The following is a 15482-nucleotide window of genomic DNA, read 5'->3' on the forward strand; positions in this document are numbered from 1 at the left end:
CAAGGACTACACGCGAAGGGTCATGCGTCCCCTCGCCCTCACCATGGGAGAACCCGCCGGCATCGGTGCCGAGATCGCCGCCGGCGCCTGGTCCGCGCTCCGCGCCACCGGGCCGGTCTTCTTCCTGATCGACGACGCGACACGGCCCTTCGCCGTGCCCGTCCGCCCCATCGCCGCGCCCGCGGAGGCGGCCGCCGTCTTCCCGGACGCGCTGCCCATCCTGCACCGCCCCCTGCCGCATGCGCCCATCGCCGGGAAGCCGGACACCGCGAATGCGCCCGCCGTCATCGCCGCGATCACGGAAGCGGTCGATCTGTGCAAGGCGGGCCGCGCGGCGGGCGTGGTGACCAACCCGATCCAGAAGGCGACGCTGACCGCCGCAGGATTCAGGCATCCCGGCCATACGGAATACCTCGGCGAGATCGCTGGGGCCGGCGTGCCGCCGGTTATGATGCTGGCCTCGGCCGACCTGCGCGTCGTGCCGGTCACGGTGCACGAGGCGCTGGCGCGCGCCATCGCCCGCCTGACGCCGGAGCTGATCGCCGAGACCGCCCGCATCACCGCCCGCGCGCTGCGGGAAGAATTCGGCATCGCGCATCCTCGCCTCGCCGTCGCGGGACTGAACCCGCATGCGGGCGAAGCCGGCACCATGGGGCGCGAGGACATCGACATCGTCGCCCCCGCCGTGGCCATGCTACGCGCGGAAGGCGTCGACGCGCGCGGTCCTCTGCCGCCGGACACGATGTTCACCGCGCTGGCGCGCCCGACCTATGACGCGGCGATCTGCCTCTATCACGACCAGGCGCTCATCCCGATCAAGACGCTCGACATGGCGGGCGGGGTGAACGTGACGCTCGGGCTGTCCATCGTGCGAACCAGCCCGGATCACGGCACGGCGCTCGACATCGCGGGCACGGGGCGTGCCGATCCGTCTTCGCTCATCGCCGCGATCCGCCTGGCGGCGGACCTCGCCCGCGCACGGGGGACTGCATGAAGCCGCATCTCGATTTCTCGGTGAACGTCGACCACGTCGCCACGCTGCGCAACGCGCGCGGCGGCACCTTTCCCTGCCCGGTCGAGGCCGCGCGCATCGTCGTCGCGGCGGGGGCCGACGGCGTAACGATGCATCTGCGCGAGGACCGCCGCCACATCCGCGACCGCGACGTCGAGCGCGTGCGCGCCGAGATCGACGCGCCGCTGAACTTCGAGATGGCCGCGACCGAGGAAATGGTCGCCTTCGCCGAGCGCATCCGCCCGCCCTATTGCTGCCTGGTGCCGGAGAAGCGGCAGGAGCTGACGACCGAAGGCGGCCTCGACGTGCTGCGCGCTGCGCCGTTCCTGACGGAGGCCATCGACCGCCTGAAGACCGCGGGCGTGCGTGTGTCCATCTTCATCGAGGCCGACCCGGCGCAGATCGAGGGCGCCGCCCGCCTCGGCGCCCAGGCGATCGAGTTGCACACCGGCACCTATGCCGAAGGGCCGATCGAGAACCGAGCGGCACAACTCGCGCGCCTGAAGCGCGGCGCGGAGGTCGCCAAGGCCGCCGGCCTGCTCTGCCACGCCGGCCACGGGCTTTCCTACGACACGGTCGGGCCGATCGCCGCCTGGCCGGAGGTCACCGAGGTCTCCATCGGCCACTTCCTGATCTCGCAGAGCGTCTTCGAGGGGCTGGAGGCGACGGTGAAGCGCTTCCGGTCCATCATGGACGCCGCGCGCAACGCCTGAGGAACCGCCATGCCCACGCTGACCGTCGACGGCTATCCCATTGCCTATGCCGAGGCCGGGTCCGGCAAGCCCGTGGTGATGATCCATGGCACGCTGGGAGACCAGCGGTCCTGGACCGCGCAGATGGCGCCTTTCGGCGAGCGGTTCCACGCCATGGCCGTCAGCCTGCGCCATTGCTGGCCCGGCCAGTGGGAAGACGGCGGCGACTTCACCATTGCGCGCCACACCGCGGACATCGCGGGCTTCATCAAGGGGCTCGGCGCGGGGAAGGTGCGCCTGGTCGGCCATTCCCGCGGCGGGCACATCGCCTTCCGCGTCGCGCAGCATCATCCGGAACTTCTGTCGGCCCTCGTGCTCGTCGAACCGGGCGGGGAACTGGACGAGAGCCTCGGCGGCGCGCCGCCGGCGGGCAAGCAGGGCGCGGCCTTCGCCAAGGCCGCCGCGCTGATCGGCGAGGGCAAGATCGAGGAAGGCCTGACCGTCGTCGCCGAGCACACCGGCGGCCCCGGCGCCTGGGAGAAGCGGTCGGAGGCGCGCAAGGCGGTCAACCGCGCCAATGCGCGCACGCTGCTCGGCCAGATCAACGAGCAGCGCAAGCCCTACGCCCGCGCCGAGGCGCAGGGGATCGCGACACCGACGCTGCTGATCGGCGGCGCGCAGTCCCAGCCGCAATTCGGGCGTATCCTCGATGCGCTGGAACCGGTGATGCCGAATGCGACGCGCGTGACAATCGCCCGTGCGGCACACAGCGTGCAGGCGGACAACCCGGCGGATTTCAACGCCGCGGTGCTCGCCTTCCTCGAAAAGCATTGACGGGCGGGGGCCTCCCCGGGAAGCATCCGGCCATGTCCGCGCGCCCGACGATCCTGACGCTGCGACGCCGTCGTCCGACGGTGCTGCGGGGGCGTGCGCCCGGACCGACACCGCGAGGCCGACGCGGAGCCTAGGCTCCCGCCCGCCCTCCCGGTTCCCGGCACCCCGCCCACCTCACGGTCGGCGGGGTTTTTCATGTCCAGCAGCAGGAATGCCCCATGGCCCCCGTCACGCCCACGGCCCTTCGCCTCGCCACCCCGGCCGATGCCGGGGAGATCCGTGAGATCGTGCGCGCGGCCTATGGGCGATGGGTGCCGCTGATCGGCCGCGAGCCGATGCCGATGCGCGTCGACTACGACCAGGCGCTGCGCGAGCACCGCTTCGACCTGCTGCAGCGGGGTCCGCGCATCCTCGCGCTGATCGAGACGATGCTCGAGCCCGATCATCTCTGGATCGAGAACGTCGCGGTGCGGCCGGAACTGCAGGGCCAGGGGCTGGGGCGGCGGCTGCTCGCCCATGCCGAGGAGCTCGCGCGCGCCGCGCGGCGGCCTGAGTTGCGGCTGCTGACCAATGGCGACTTCGGCTCGAACATCGCGCTGTATGAACGCAGCGGCTACGCAGTGACCGCACGCGAACCCTTCATGGGCGGCACGACGGTCTACATGCGCAAGGTGCTGTAGCGGTCAGGCGTCGGTGAACTGCAGGGCCGCGAGGCGGGCGTAGAGCCCGCCTTCGGCCAGCAGCGCCTCATGCGTGCCGGTCGCGACGATGCGCCCGGCTTCCATGACGACGATGCGGTCGGCGCTGCGTACGGTCGCCAGGCGATGCGCGACGACCAGCGTCGTCCGCCCGCGCGAGGCATGCGCGAGCGCCTGCTGCACGGCGTGCTCGCTTTCGGCGTCGAGGGCGCTCGTCGCCTCGTCCAGCAGCAGCACGGGCGCGTCGCGCAGGATGGCGCGGGCGATGGCGACGCGCTGGCGCTGCCCACCCGAGAGCGTCACGCCGCGGGCGCCGAGATGGGTCGCGAAGCCTTCCGGCAATGCCTCGATGAAGTCGAGGGCGGAGGCGGCCTCGGCGGCGGCGCGGACCTCGGCGTCGGTCGCCTCGGGGCGGCCGTAGCGGATGTTCTCGGCGACGGTGGCGCCGAAGATCACGGGGTCCTGCGGCACCAGGCCGATGCGGCGGCGGAGGTCCTCGGGCGCGGCGCGGGCGATCTCGACGCCGTCGATCAGGATCGCGCCCTCGGTCGGGTCGTAGAAGCGCAGGAGCAGCGCCAGCACCGTGGTCTTGCCAGCACCGGACGGGCCGACCAGCGCGACGGTCTCGCCCGGCGCGACGTCGAGGCTGAAGCGGTCGAGCGCCCTGGCCTCCGGGCGCGAGGGATAGCGGAAGGTGACCTCGCGGAAGGTGACGCGGCCCTGTGGCGCGGGCAGCGGCACGGGGTTCGCGGGCGCGGCGATGCCGGGCTGCACGGCGAGGATCTCGGCCAGCCGGTCGGCGGCGGCGGCGGCGCGCTGGATCTCGCCCCAGAGCTCGGAGACCGTCGCGCCGGCGCTGGCCAGCAGCACGGCGTAGAAGACGAAGGCGGTGAGGTCGCCGCCGCTCATCCGCCCCGCGATTACGTCCTGCCCACCCACCCACAGCGCGAAGGTGATGGCGCCGAAGCCGAGCAGGATGACCGAGAGGATCAGCGCCGAGCGTGTCAGCACGCGACGCAGCGCGGCCTGCACCGAGCGTTCGGATTCCGCGCCGTAGCGGGCGCGTTCCGCATCCTCATGCGTGAAGGCCTGGACGACGCGCATGGCGTTGATCGCTTCCTCGGCCGTGGCGGCGAGGTCGGCGACACGTTCCTGCGCCGCGCGCGACAGGCGTCGTTCACGGCGACCGAAGGCGACCATGGGCAGCAGCACCAGCGGCACCACGACCGCCATCAGCCCCGCGAGCTTCGCGCTGGTCAGCACCAGCATGGCGAAGGCGCCGATGCCGGTCAGCGCGTTGCGCAGCCCCATCGAGATCGCCGATCCGATCAGCGATTGCAGCAGCGCGACGTCGGCGGTCAGGCGCGACATCAGGTCGCCGGTGCGCGCGACCTCGAAGAAGCGGGCATCGAGGCGGGTGAGGTGGTCGAAGACGGCGCGCCGCAGATCGGCCGCGACGCGTTCCCCAAGCCAGGTGACCAGGTAGTAGCGGCAGGCCGTCGCGACGCCGAGCGCGGCGACGATGCTGCCCATCACCACGGCGGCGCGGTTGAGCGCACCGGCGCCGCCACTGAAGCCATCGTCGATGATGTGCCGCAGCCCCTGCCCCACCGCGAGGGTCAGCCCCGCGGCCAGCAGCAGGGCCGCCGCGGCGCCAAGCACGCGGCCGAGATAGGGCCGGAGGAACGGCAACAGCAGCCCGAGCGCCGGCACGCCGCTGCGGCGCACGCCACCCGAGACGTCAGACATCAGGTAGGCCCTCGCGAGGCGTCACGGCCGCCACCTGCGGATCGAGGCGCTGCGTCGATCCGGGAGCGCGAAGCGCGACCGCGCCCGGACCAACGGCAGCCGCCTACGCGAAAGTCCAGGGCGCGCAAGCCAAGCGCGCGGATGCACGCGCCGGCGCCTGAGGCCCGACAAACACTTCGGATCGAGGCACGGCCTCGATCCGGGAGCGCACAGCGCGACCGCGCCCAGACCAACCTCAGCCGCCTAAGCGACAGTCCACGGCGCGCAAGCCAAGCGCGCGGATGCGCGCGCCGGCGCCTGAGGCCAACTAAACATGCTGCCCGCCGTTGATGTGGAGCTCGGCGCCGTTCACGTAGGAGGAGGCCTCGGTGCAGAGGAAGTAGATCGCCTGCGCGACCTCCTCCGGCCGGCCGAGGCGGCGCATCGGGATCTGTTCCCGCACGATCTTCTCGGTGCCGGGGGACAGGATCGAGGTGTCGATCTCGCCGGGGGAGATCGCGTTCACGCGGATGCCGAGCGGGGCGAAGTCGGAGGCCATCTCGCGCGTCAGCCCGGCCAGCGCAGACTTGGAGGTGGAATAGGCCACGCCCGCGAAGGGATGCACCCGGCTGCCGGCGATCGAGGTGACGTTCACCACCGAGCCCTTGGCCTTCTGCAGCGGCCCGACCAGGCCGCGCGCGAGCAGCACGGGGGCGAAGAAGTTGACGCGGAAGACCTTGAGCCAGCCTTCGAGATCCATCTCGAGCGAGCCGAGGCGCGCCCCACCCGGCCCCTTCGGCGAGATGGCGGCGTTGTTCACGAGGGCATCGAGGCGGCCGTCGTCGGGCTCGAGCCGCTTGGTGATCTCGGCCACGGCCTCCTCGGTCGCGGCGGGATCCGTCAGATCGAGCTGGATATGGTCCTCGGGGCCCATCTCCCAGGGGCATTGCTCCGGGAAGGGCTGGCGGGAGACGGTGATGACCCGCCATCCCGCGGCCGAGAAGCGCTTGACCGTCGCATGGCCGATGCCGCGCGAAGCGCCGGTCAGCAGAAGGACGCGGCGTGGCCCGTTGCTCGTCCTGCTGCGCGTTGCCGTGCTGCCCGCCATGTCACTCGCCTCGTTCGAACCGAGTGGCGGGTATAGCCCGGAAGCGCCGGGTGGACACCCGGCGCCCTTGCCGTCAGGCCGCGAGACGCCGCGGCGCGGCCACGAAGGCCGCCGCCCAGGCCGGCGCGGATCGCAGCAGCCGCTCGAGCGCGGCGACGGGCAGGGTCTCGGCGTACTCGACCGCAGTCACGGCGGTCTCGTCCCAGTGCCGGGCAATCTCGGTCACGGCCTGCACAGCCGGGTTCGCCACGGACGGCAGCGTGATCGCGCCGCCGGCGGCCAGGGCCGCGGCGCGGCGCGCGGCCACGATGATCCGGGCCGCCTCCTCGAGCCGGAGGCGGTCGTTCAGGGAACCGTCCGCGAGCGCGGACAGGGTCCGGTTCAGGGCGGCGGTCTGGGTGCGGCTGGCGTCGGTCATCGGGGTCCCCTTTGTGGGCGTTGCGCGCGGCCTCCCCCGCAGCGCGCGTCGGATGCACTTGGGGGCGTTTGCTGCAATGCACAAGCGGCAGGTCGCGATGTTGGACATGTGGCCGGCGCATGTGGCCGCAAGGGGGCATTATTCCGGCTCGATTCCGGCAGCGCGGGCCTGTTCGCCCCAGAAGGCGATCTGCTGGCGGATGAAGGCGCCGAACTCGGCCGCGGTGGAGGTGACCTTCTCGATGCCCACATCGCCAAGCCGGCGGACGGTTTCCGGCCGGTCCCAGACCTTGCGGATGGCCGCGTTCCAGGCGCCGACGACCTCCTCGGGCATGCGCGCCGGGCCGACCGCCCCCATCCAGGACAACATCTCGAACCCCGGTAGCCCGACCTCGGACAGCGCCGGCCAATCGGGGAAGAGCGGCGTCCGCTGGGCCGAGGTGATGCCGAGCGGCCTGAGCTTGCCCTCCTGCAGGAAGGCGCGGGAGGAGGCGACGTCGGCGAACATCGAGGTGATGCGCCCCGCGATCACGTCCGTCATGGCCGGCGGGCTGGACCGGTAGGGGACGTGGGTGACATCGATGCCGCCGATGCGGTTCAGCATGGCCGCGCCGACCACGCCGGTGGTGTTGCCCGACGCGCAGGTCAGCTGGCCCGGCTGGGCCTTCGCCATGGCCAGGAAGTCCTGCATCGAGCGGACCGGAACTTGGTCGTTCACCGCGAAGACGAAGATGTAGGTGCCCATCCGGCTCAGCGGGCTGAAATCGGCGACCGCGTCGTAGGTCGGCCGCTTCATGAGCGCCGGCGTCGCGCCATGCGGGCTGTTGGTCGTGATCATGACGGTGTGGCCGTCATGGGCGGCGCGCGCCGTGGTCACCGCAGCGATCGCCCCGTTGGCCCCCGGGCGATTGTCGATCACCACCTGAATGCCCCAATCCTGCTCCAACAGGGCACCCAGCATGCGAGCAACGGTATCGGTGCCGGACCCCGCCGCGAAGGGCACGATCATGGTGACGGGGCGGCTCGGCTTCCACGCGCCCTGCGCGCGCAGGACGGCGGGGGCAAGCAGCGGGGCGGCCAGCAGGGCCCGCCGGGGAAGGAACGAGGCCATGAACGTGCGTCCTCCAGAATGGTTCGTTGGGCGGCACCCTCGCAATCGCGCGAGGCCTTGTCCACCAGCGCCTCCGGGCCCGCCGGACGGCCTTCGGCGTCGATTTCGAACCATCCGGAGATCACGACTCGCGGAGCCGGTGAGGTCCACGGGGCGTGTGATGCTTGACCCGGCACGGCCCGGCAGTCCATGACCGCGCCCATGCTGCCGGTCCCCCGCCCATCCCTGAGGCTGCTCGGCCTGCTGCTTCCCGTTCTTGCCGCGACCCCGGTCCCCGCGGAGGCGAATGCGCCCCAGCGAACCGAAGCGGCTGCGCAGGCGCGGACGGCGCCGGCCGCCCGGGGCCGGGCGCAGACGGCCTCCGCGACCGCGCCCGCGGCGCGCCCGCCTTCGGATGATCCTTGGGACGCCTGCGCCCGCGCGATTTCGGCGGCCGAAGCAGGATCAGGTCTCCCGCCCGGCCTTCTCGGCGCCATCGCGCGGGTGGAAACCGGCCGGCGCACGCCGACCGGCGGTGTCCAGCCGTGGCCCTGGTCGTTCAACGCAGCCGGCGAAGGCCGCTACATGGGCAGCCGGGCGGAAGCCGTGGCCGAAGTGCAGTCGCGGCTCGCGGCCGGCACGCGCTCGATCGACATCGGCTGCATGCAGATCAACCTGCTGCACCACCCGGATGCCTTCCCGAGCGTCGATGCCGGCTTCGAGCCGACGACCAACGTCGCCTATGCGGTACGCTACCTGAAGTCGCTCTACGCCCAGACCGGGGACTGGGCGCAGGCCACCGCGCGCTACCACTCGGCGACGCCCGAGCGCGGCCTGATCTACCATCAGCGCGTGATGGCGGCGATGAGCGGCCAAGGCTTCGTGCCCGGTCCGGCACCGGGTGTCATCCCCCTTCCCGGCCCCGCGATGGCGGGCCTCTGCGCGTCGGGCCGGGGGGCGGTCCTGCTCATTGGCGCCCAGGCGCCGTCGCTGCGGCCGGTGGTTGCGGTGCCGAACGTGGAGCTGCGTCTTCAGGGGCGCGCGCAGCAACCCGCGCGTCCGCGGATCATGTGCCTGCGGACGACGTCCCGGTCGGCGCCTGGCTGAGCCGCCAGGTTCGGTCGCGCCGCCAGGCGAGGCCGAGCAGGACAAGCCATGCCGAGGGCACGATCGCCGAATAGGGACCGGTGAAGGACGTCACCTGCGTGACTGTGCAGGCGAGGATGATCAGCAGCCTCTCGCCAGCGAGAAACCCGTGCCGCAGCCCGGCGCGCCACAGGAATACGCCGGCGACGGCCAGTGACGGGGCGTCATAGATCCAGGTGAACGGGGTCATGAGGAATGATGCCCCGATCGCCGCCGCCGCGCGGGCCTCCTGCGGGCCTTCGGGGCGACGGAGCCAGAGCCGGAGAACGAAGGCGGCCACGCCGAGCGCAAAGACGCCGTGGATCGCCCAGGCGACGTCGGGCCGACCTGTCGCCGTCAGGGCGATGGCGTAGACGGACTGGATCCTGCGTGTCCCATGGTCCGCCGCCGCGAGGTAGCGCTCATTGTTGCTCCCGATGTTCTCGAGGAAGCCGACGAAGCTCCCCGGTCCGAGCAGCACCAGTGCCAAGCCTATCGCGGCGATCGCCGTCAGCCCCGCGACGACGAACACGGTCCAGCGTCGCGTGGCGAGCAGGAGGACGGGCGCGATCAGCCCGAATTGCGGCTTGTAGGTCAGCAGGCCAAGGGCGACACCCGACAGCGCCGGTCGGCGATCCATCAAGGCATAGGTCCAGGCCATCAGGGCGGCCGTCAGGATCCCGTTCTGGCCCACCAGCGCGCAGGTGAAGAGCGCGGGGGTGCAGAGGGCAACGATCGCGGCACACCCTGCGGCCTCGGGAATCACGGCGCGCATCGACCAGGCGAAGAGACCGGCGCAGGCCATGACCCATGCGAACCATGCCCAGCCGAACGGCAGCAGCGAGAACGGCATGATGGCAAAGAAGAAGTGCGGGGGATTCACCCAACCGAGGAAGTCGACAAGCTCCTCCGGCGGGATACCGGCCAAGGCCGCCTGGAACGGCTGCATGACGTCCCATCGGTAGGCGGCCTCGGCCTGGCCGGCGAGAGCCAGGCGTCCGGCCTCGTAGAAGGCCATGAAGTCCGCGCGGGCGGGTCGGTCGGCCAGCGCCGTCAGCGACAGCAGCATCAGCGCGTAAAGCACGCAGATGATCGCGCAGACGACGATGGAGCCGGACGCGACTACCGCGCGCGCGCGGCCCATCGTCCGTGAGGTCAGCTCCGGCCGCCCGTCGGCGTGACCTCGATGACCTGGCGGTTCACGCGCAACACGTCGGCCAGGGCGCGGAGGTCCCCGCTCCCCTCACCCAGGACAGCCCGCGCCGCTGCCTCGTCGCCCGTGGCGGCCAGCGAAATGGCGTAGTTCGCGGTGACCCGCTGCGGCGCGTCGGAACGCCGGGCCAGTGGCTCCAGCACGGCGCGCGCCTCGTCGGGCCGGCCGTCGAGCAACAGGGACAGGCCGAGGTTGTTGGCGACCGAGATGGAGTCCGGCGCGATCGCCTGGGCCCGGCGATAGGATTCCTGCGCTTCCGGATGACGCCCCATCAAATCGAGCGCGACGCCCCGCCCGTCGAGCGCCTCCACATTGCGCGAATCGGACGCGAGGACGCGGTCGAACAGGGACAGGGCCTCGCCGGCGGCGCCGTTCTGCAGGCGCAGCCGGCCGAGCAGCAGGCCCAATCGGCGGTCGCCCGGCCGGCGCTCCATGGCCGCGGCCAGAACTCGCTCCGCCTGCGGGCGATTGCCCGTCCGGAGCAGCGCCATCGCGAAGCGCGCCTGCGCCTCGGCGTTGTCGGGATCCCGGGCGGCCGCAGCGCCATACATGGACAGGGCGATGTCGTTCTGACCGTTCGCCTCGGCCGCGGCGGCCACGCGCATGCGCGTCCCGGCGTCCGGGCTGCGGATCTCGTCGGAAGCGCAGGCCGCGAGGGTGACGGCGGCGGCGCCAATGCAGACCCGGGCGGCCAGGGAGCGGATCATTGCTGAATACCCTGAAAGAGGCCTTTCCCGAGCTCGATCACCGAAGGGCCGACCAGCGCGATGAAGACCGCGGGCATGATAAACAAAATGAGCGGGATGACGAGCAGCGCGGGGAGTCGGATCGCCTTTTCCTCGATGCGGATCATGCGGTCGTTGCGCATCTCGGCCGCCAGCACGCGCAGCGCCTGGGCAAGCGGCGTACCGTATTTCAGGGTCTGGGCCAGCGTGCCCGCGAGGCGCCGGAACCCCTCGAAGTCCGTGCGCTGCGCAAAGCGTTCGAGCGCCTGCCGGCGATCGGGCAGCATGCGCAGTTCCTGGACAAGCACCAGGAATGAGATGGCGAGCGGGCGGTTGCTGTTCTCCATCTCCCGCGCCACCCGGTCGAGCGCCGTTTCGATGCCCAGTCCGGCCTCGGCCGTGACGACGAGGAGGTCGAGTGCGTCCGGCAGGCCCTTCCGGAGGGCTTCCTGGTGCTTCCGCTTGAGATAGGTGAGGAAGAGGTTGGGACCGAAGATCGCGAAGAAGATGCCGATCAGCGCGGCGATCGCCATCTTCGCGCCGTCCATCCCGTTCAGGTAGGCGTAGAGGACGCCGAGCAGCGGCAGCCCGATCAGCAGCACCGCCTTGACGCCGATGAAGACGGGGATGGCGGCGCGCGCATTCAACCCGGCAGCCGCGATGGAAAGCTGGAACTCCTCGATATCCTTGGGGGACACCAGGGTGGTGTTGCGCAGCGCCTCGCCAAGCCGGCGGATCGGTGCGACGGCGCCGCCGCCGGTCAGGGACGGATCCTCGGGCGCCCCCTGCGGCCGCGTCACGCCGCGGAGGCGGTTCGTGAGATCCTTCTCCTCCGCGCCGCGGGCCAGCACGATGGCGGCCGAAATCGCGAGAACGACGGAGGCCACCACGACGATGACCGCCATGACGCCGGTGTCGAGTTCGAAGCCGGCGACGTTCATCAGTCGGAACCCGCCTTCTTGATCATCCAGCGGATCACGAAGAAGCCGAAGACAGCCAGGCCGATACCGACCGTCGCCATCTTCCGGCCGCCAGGCGTGCCGAACATGTTGTCCATGTAGAAGGGCTGGATATTGGCCATCGCCAGAACCGCGACGAGCGGCAGGGCCATGAGGATGCTGGCCTGCATGCGGGCTTCGGCCGCGAGGGCGCGGGCCCGCTTGCTCAGCGCCACACGCTTGCGGACGGTGTCGGCGAGGTTGTCGAGGGTCTCGGCCAGATTGCCGCCGGTCTGCGCCTGCATGCCCAGCGTCACCGCAAGGAACGAGAACTCGGTGAGGCCCGTCCGCGCGTAGAGCTTCATCATGGCCTGGTCGACCGGCCGGCCGATGGCGACATCGCCCAGCATGCGGGCGAACTCGTCCCTCAGGGGCGAGGACAGTTCCGTCGCCACGCTACGCATCGCTTCGCCGACAGGCAGGCCGGCGCGGACGGCACGCACCATCAGCCCGATCGCATCGGGAATCTGCTGGAACACCTGGTCCACGTACCGGTTGTGCTGCCAGGTGAAGACGCCCCGGATCGCGATGATGCTCGCGCCGAGACCCAGGGGCAGGGCCAGGGCGGGCGAGAGCAACTGGCTGCCATAGAAACCGACGACCGTCCCGGCGACGGCCCCCAGAACCACCACCACGGGCCAGGGAACCACCTGTTCCTGCGGCATGTCCGGGTTGAAGCGGAGGAAGCGCAGCACCCGGTCGACGAAGGGCAGGTTGTCGGCAGTCTTGAGCCGGATACTCGGGAGGTCCGAGGCCTCCACGACCCGCACCTGCGCGCCGGCCGCGGCGATGCGCTCCTTCAGCCGGCGCGCCTGTCCGGCCTTCACGTAGGACAGGAGCCCGGTCACGAGCGCGCCCGTCAGGAGCGCCCCGACCAGGAGAAGGATGCCGCGATCCATGTCAGGCGTCCTGGAGGGCGCGCATCCAGGGATCGAGCATGCCGAAATAGGACAGGCGCTCGACGAAGGCAGGCCGCATGCCTGGCGAGACCCAGGAGCCGCGCAGGCGCCCGTCGGCGTTCTCGCCTTCGTACTGGAAGGTGAAGATGTCGTTCATCGTGATGACGTCGCCTTCGAGGCCGCAGATCTCGGAGACCTGCGACACGCGGCGTCCGCCGTCGCGCATGCGCTCGATCTGCACGATCACGTCGACCGCGGCGGCGATCTGCGTGCGAATGGCGCGCGAGGGCAGCGTCGACTGGCCCATCATCACCATGTTCTCGATACGGGTCAGCGCATCGCGCGAGGAGTTGGCGTGGACGGTACAGAACGACCCGTCATGGCCGGTGTTCATCGCCTGAAGCATGTCGAACGCTTCGGCGCCGCGCACCTCGCCAACGATGATCCGGTCGGGACGCATGCGCAGGGCATTGCGGACCAGGTCGCGGGCGGTGATCTCGCCGCGTCCCTCGAGGTTGGCGTGGCGCGTCTCGAGGCGGACGACATGCGGTTGCTGCAGCTGCAGTTCCGCCGCGTCCTCGATGGTCACGACGCGTTCGCCGTGGTCGATCAGCCGGCTCATGGCGTTGAGCATGGTCGTCTTGCCCGAGCCCGTGCCGCCCGAGATGACGACGTTGAGCCGGCAACGCGATGCGATCTCCAGGATCCGCTGGACCGCCGGCGACATAGACCCGTTGGCGCAGAGCGAACCCAGGTCGTAGCGCTTCTTGGCGAACTTGCGGATCGAGATGCAGGGGCCATCGAGCGCAAGCGGCGGGAAGACGATGTTGACGCGGGAGCCGTCGAGCAGGCGCGCATCGCAGAGCGGACTCGATTCATCGACGCGCCGGCCGACGGTGGCCGCGATCTTCTGCGCGATGGCGGCGACCTGCGCGGAGCTGCGGAAGCGGACATTGGTGCGGATCAGCTTGCCGCGGACTTCGACGAAGACGTTCTCCGGGCCGTTCACCATGATGTCGTTGATGGTGTCGTCCGCGAGCAGCGGCTCCAGCGGGCCGTAGCCCACCATGTCGCGGGCGATCTCCTCCGCGATGCGGGACTGGTCCCGCGCGGAGATCTCCATGCGTTCGCGGCTGGCAAGCTCATGAACCAGCGCGTCGAGCTGCTGGCGCAGGGCGGCGGCTGGCAGTTCGCCGGCGACGACAGGGTCGATGCGTTCGAGGACGAGCGTCCGCAGCCGGGCGAGCTCGGCACTCTCCGAGAGCGCAATGTCGCTCGCGGAGACGTTGACCGAGCGCATCTCCATATCGGTGTTCAGCGGAACCGGAAGCGCGTTGTTGCCTTCCGAGCGGCGCCCGAAGGGTCGCATCAGTTGCCTCCGCGTCCAAAGAGCCGGGCGAGGAAGGACCGCTGGCCGGTGCTGGTTCGGACCGCCGCGATCTCCTGCGTCAGTTGCGCGAGCGCCCGCCGCAGGGGCGGGCTGTCCTTCAGCGCCGGGCGCCCGAGATTGGCCGCGCGCGGCAACTGGCGCGGCAGGTCGGGAATGACGACCTCCGGCGGGCCACCAATGCCTTCCGCCACGAGCTTGATCGGCAGATAGCCCCGTCGGCCGAGGCCGTTCAGCACCGTGATGACACGACCGGGCGAGCCCGTCGCCGTCACCAGCTTCCGCATCGAAACCGTGTCGCGGATGCTCGCGACTTCGGGTCCCATCACGAGGACGACGTGGCGCGCGCGCTGCAGCACCGCACGTTCCATGGGTCCGGGCGGCATCGGCACGTCGACGACGACGTGGTTGAAGCGCTGCCGCAGCATGTCCAGGATGCGGCGAACGCCTTCCTCGGTCGGCTTGACGTCCGCCTCCATGGGTTCCTCAGCCGCGATCAGCCGCACACGCTCGCTGATCGGCACGGCCACGCGGTCGAGGAACAGAGAGTCGACGCGCTCAGGTTCCTCGAGCGCGACCCGCAGGCCCGAGGTGACGCGGGCCCCGAGCATCATGGCGGCCGCCCCGCCGCGCAGATGGAGGTCGAGCAGCGCGACATGGCTACGCGTCACCTCCTCCAGCTCGAGCGCGAGATTGACGGCGATAGTGGTGGCGCCCACGCCGCCGTGGGCGCCGCAGACCGCGGTGATCTGGCCGCCGCGGTCATGCCCGCCGTCGCCGCCGCCCTGGACATGCGGGGCGAACAGTCGCGCGACGTTGTCGCGGGTCAGCGGCTTGTGCAGATACTCATGGACGCCGACGTTGCGCGTGATGTCCCGGTAGAAGCCGATCTCGGTGCGCTCGCCGACGACGAGGACACGGACGTCGGGCGTACAGACCCCCGCGAGGTCGTCCAGCGCGGCGAATGGATCGTCGACACCGCTGATGTCGACGATGAGCACCCGGGGCGTCGTCTCCTTCTCGAGGACCTTCACGGCGGTCCGGACCGTCCCACGGCGCATCTGCGCCCCGATCACGTCGCCGAGGCCGCCACGAATCGCGGCTTCGCTCGCCTCGTCGGCGACGAAGACGACCAGCGCTGGGCGGTCGGCCGACATGATCGCGCCGCCACGGGCGGCGTCCGGCACTTCGCGGGGCAGGATGCGATCAGCGCGCACCGCCACCGCCCCCGGAACTGGACACCCCACCCGCACCACCGCCGCCACCACCGCCCCCAACTGAGGACGTCAGGCCGGCAGGCAGACGCGGAATCCGGCCCTGCTCCAGCTGGTTCACGGCGGCTGCACCCTGCAGGCCGCGATCCGTCGCGGCGCCGACGCCCTGCTGCAGATGCGCGGGATCGGCAACCATGGCGCGCAGGTTCCGGTCATTGATCCCCTGGGCCTGCCACGTCCCCGCCCGATCGAAGTCATTCGGCGGGAAATAGGTGTCGGGGGCGCAGGAGGCCGTGAGGAGGGTCAGCACCAGGATCGGGCCAGCTCGCATCGACATCTGCG

At 71.0% G+C, this 15482-nt stretch carries 16 protein-coding genes; 5 read left to right on the top strand and 11 right to left on the bottom strand.

What is annotated here, in order from left to right; all coding sequences use genetic code 11:
• The first annotated feature begins 22 nt into the window (after nt 1-22).
• The 4 genes from pdxA to GWK16_RS02370 all read left to right on the top strand — a co-directional run bounded on the left by pdxA (nt 23) and on the right by GWK16_RS02370 (nt 3218).
• Nucleotides 23-994: a 4-hydroxythreonine-4-phosphate dehydrogenase PdxA gene (pdxA, locus tag GWK16_RS02355; RefSeq protein ID WP_170052353.1), complete on the top strand. Its 972-nt coding sequence runs from the start codon at nt 23-25 to the stop codon at nt 992-994.
• Nucleotides 991-1725, top strand: coding sequence for a pyridoxine 5'-phosphate synthase (locus GWK16_RS02360; RefSeq protein WP_170052354.1), 735 nt, complete (start codon nt 991-993; stop codon nt 1723-1725). The genes pdxA and GWK16_RS02360 overlap by 4 nt, the downstream gene beginning before the upstream one ends.
• Before the next feature lie 9 nt (nt 1726-1734).
• Nucleotides 1735-2538 (top strand): alpha/beta fold hydrolase, encoded by an 804-nt coding sequence (locus GWK16_RS02365; RefSeq protein ID WP_170052355.1) that lies wholly within the window; start codon nt 1735-1737, stop codon nt 2536-2538.
• 218 nt (nt 2539-2756) lie between these two features.
• Nucleotides 2757-3218, top strand: a complete 462-nt coding sequence (locus GWK16_RS02370; RefSeq protein WP_170052356.1) for a GNAT family N-acetyltransferase — start codon at nt 2757-2759, stop codon at nt 3216-3218.
• A gap of 3 nt (nt 3219-3221) precedes the next feature.
• Here GWK16_RS02370 and GWK16_RS02375 read toward each other — a convergent pair whose 3' ends face one another.
• The 4 genes from GWK16_RS02375 to GWK16_RS02390 form a co-directional block, all read right to left on the bottom strand.
• On the bottom strand, nt 3222-4985 hold the full coding sequence (locus tag GWK16_RS02375; protein ID WP_170052357.1) for an ABC transporter transmembrane domain-containing protein: 1764 nt from the start codon (nt 4983-4985) through the stop codon (nt 3222-3224).
• 307 nt (nt 4986-5292) lie between these two features.
• Nucleotides 5293-6072, bottom strand: a complete 780-nt coding sequence (locus GWK16_RS02380) for an SDR family NAD(P)-dependent oxidoreductase (RefSeq protein WP_170052358.1) — start codon at nt 6070-6072, stop codon at nt 5293-5295.
• A gap of 73 nt (nt 6073-6145) precedes the next feature.
• Nucleotides 6146-6490, bottom strand: a complete 345-nt coding sequence (locus tag GWK16_RS02385) for a hypothetical protein (protein ID WP_170052359.1) — start codon at nt 6488-6490, stop codon at nt 6146-6148.
• Nucleotides 6491-6628: 138 nt separating this feature from the next.
• Entirely contained in the window at nt 6629-7600 is a 972-nt protein-coding gene (locus GWK16_RS02390; protein ID WP_170052360.1) for a Bug family tripartite tricarboxylate transporter substrate binding protein, read from the bottom strand.
• Between the two features lie 483 nt (nt 7601-8083).
• Here GWK16_RS02390 and GWK16_RS02395 point away from each other — a divergent pair, with 483 nt between their 5' ends.
• Complete coding sequence (locus tag GWK16_RS02395) at nt 8084-8686, top strand: transglycosylase SLT domain-containing protein (RefSeq protein WP_338144377.1); 603 nt, start codon at nt 8084-8086, stop codon at nt 8684-8686.
• Here the strand turns inward: GWK16_RS02395 and GWK16_RS02400 are convergent.
• Genes GWK16_RS02400 through GWK16_RS02430 form a run of 7 tightly spaced genes read right to left on the bottom strand, consistent with a single transcriptional unit; the run spans nt 8646 to nt 15477 of the window.
• A complete protein-coding gene (locus GWK16_RS02400) occupies nt 8646-9848 on the bottom strand; it encodes a glycosyltransferase family 87 protein (protein ID WP_170052362.1) in 1203 nt (400 codons plus the stop codon). The genes GWK16_RS02395 and GWK16_RS02400 overlap by 41 nt on opposite strands.
• Before the next feature lie 11 nt (nt 9849-9859).
• Nucleotides 9860-10624 carry a tetratricopeptide repeat protein gene (locus GWK16_RS02405; protein ID WP_170052363.1) on the bottom strand — a complete coding sequence of 255 codons (765 nt, stop codon included), beginning with the start codon at nt 10622-10624 and terminating at the stop codon, nt 9860-9862.
• Nucleotides 10621-11583, bottom strand: a complete 963-nt coding sequence (locus GWK16_RS02410; protein WP_170052364.1) for a type II secretion system F family protein — start codon at nt 11581-11583, stop codon at nt 10621-10623. The genes GWK16_RS02405 and GWK16_RS02410 overlap by 4 nt, the downstream gene beginning before the upstream one ends.
• A complete protein-coding gene (locus GWK16_RS02415; protein WP_170052365.1) occupies nt 11583-12539 on the bottom strand; it encodes a type II secretion system F family protein in 957 nt (318 codons plus the stop codon). The genes GWK16_RS02410 and GWK16_RS02415 overlap by 1 nt, the downstream gene beginning before the upstream one ends.
• A gap of 1 nt (nt 12540) precedes the next feature.
• Nucleotides 12541-13908, bottom strand: a complete 1368-nt coding sequence (locus tag GWK16_RS02420) for a CpaF family protein (RefSeq protein WP_170052366.1) — start codon at nt 13906-13908, stop codon at nt 12541-12543.
• Complete coding sequence (locus GWK16_RS02425) at nt 13908-15143, bottom strand: P-loop NTPase (protein ID WP_170052367.1); 1236 nt, start codon at nt 15141-15143, stop codon at nt 13908-13910. The genes GWK16_RS02420 and GWK16_RS02425 overlap by 1 nt, the downstream gene beginning before the upstream one ends.
• Entirely contained in the window at nt 15133-15477 is a 345-nt protein-coding gene (locus tag GWK16_RS02430; RefSeq protein ID WP_170052368.1) for a hypothetical protein, read from the bottom strand. The genes GWK16_RS02425 and GWK16_RS02430 overlap by 11 nt, the downstream gene beginning before the upstream one ends.
• Between the last annotated feature and the right edge of the window lie 5 nt (nt 15478-15482).

The organism is Neoroseomonas marina, from assembly GCF_012927745.1.
Lineage (GTDB): Bacteria > Pseudomonadota > Alphaproteobacteria > Acetobacterales > Acetobacteraceae > Neoroseomonas > Neoroseomonas marina.

Coding starts and splice junctions, on each gene's coding strand:
- GWK16_RS02400 (WP_170052362.1), bottom strand. CDS start 9,848: ATGGGCCGCGCGCGCGCGGTAGTCGCGTCCGGCTCCATCGTCGTCTGC.
- GWK16_RS02420 (WP_170052366.1), bottom strand. CDS start 13,908: ATGCGACCCTTCGGGCGCCGCTCGGAAGGCAACAACGCGCTTCCGGTT.
- GWK16_RS02415 (WP_170052365.1), bottom strand. CDS start 12,539: ATGGATCGCGGCATCCTTCTCCTGGTCGGGGCGCTCCTGACGGGCGCG.
- GWK16_RS02430 (WP_170052368.1), bottom strand. CDS start 15,477: ATGTCGATGCGAGCTGGCCCGATCCTGGTGCTGACCCTCCTCACGGCC.
- GWK16_RS02365 (WP_170052355.1), top strand. CDS start 1,735: ATGCCCACGCTGACCGTCGACGGCTATCCCATTGCCTATGCCGAGGCC.
- GWK16_RS02370 (WP_170052356.1), top strand. CDS start 2,757: ATGGCCCCCGTCACGCCCACGGCCCTTCGCCTCGCCACCCCGGCCGAT.
- GWK16_RS02385 (WP_170052359.1), bottom strand. CDS start 6,490: ATGACCGACGCCAGCCGCACCCAGACCGCCGCCCTGAACCGGACCCTG.
- GWK16_RS02375 (WP_170052357.1), bottom strand. CDS start 4,985: ATGTCTGACGTCTCGGGTGGCGTGCGCCGCAGCGGCGTGCCGGCGCTC.
- pdxA (WP_170052353.1), top strand. CDS start 23: ATGCGTCCCCTCGCCCTCACCATGGGAGAACCCGCCGGCATCGGTGCC.
- GWK16_RS02390 (WP_170052360.1), bottom strand. CDS start 7,600: ATGGCCTCGTTCCTTCCCCGGCGGGCCCTGCTGGCCGCCCCGCTGCTT.
- GWK16_RS02410 (WP_170052364.1), bottom strand. CDS start 11,583: ATGAACGTCGCCGGCTTCGAACTCGACACCGGCGTCATGGCGGTCATC.
- GWK16_RS02380 (WP_170052358.1), bottom strand. CDS start 6,072: ATGGCGGGCAGCACGGCAACGCGCAGCAGGACGAGCAACGGGCCACGC.
- GWK16_RS02405 (WP_170052363.1), bottom strand. CDS start 10,624: ATGATCCGCTCCCTGGCCGCCCGGGTCTGCATTGGCGCCGCCGCCGTC.
- GWK16_RS02360 (WP_170052354.1), top strand. CDS start 991: ATGAAGCCGCATCTCGATTTCTCGGTGAACGTCGACCACGTCGCCACG.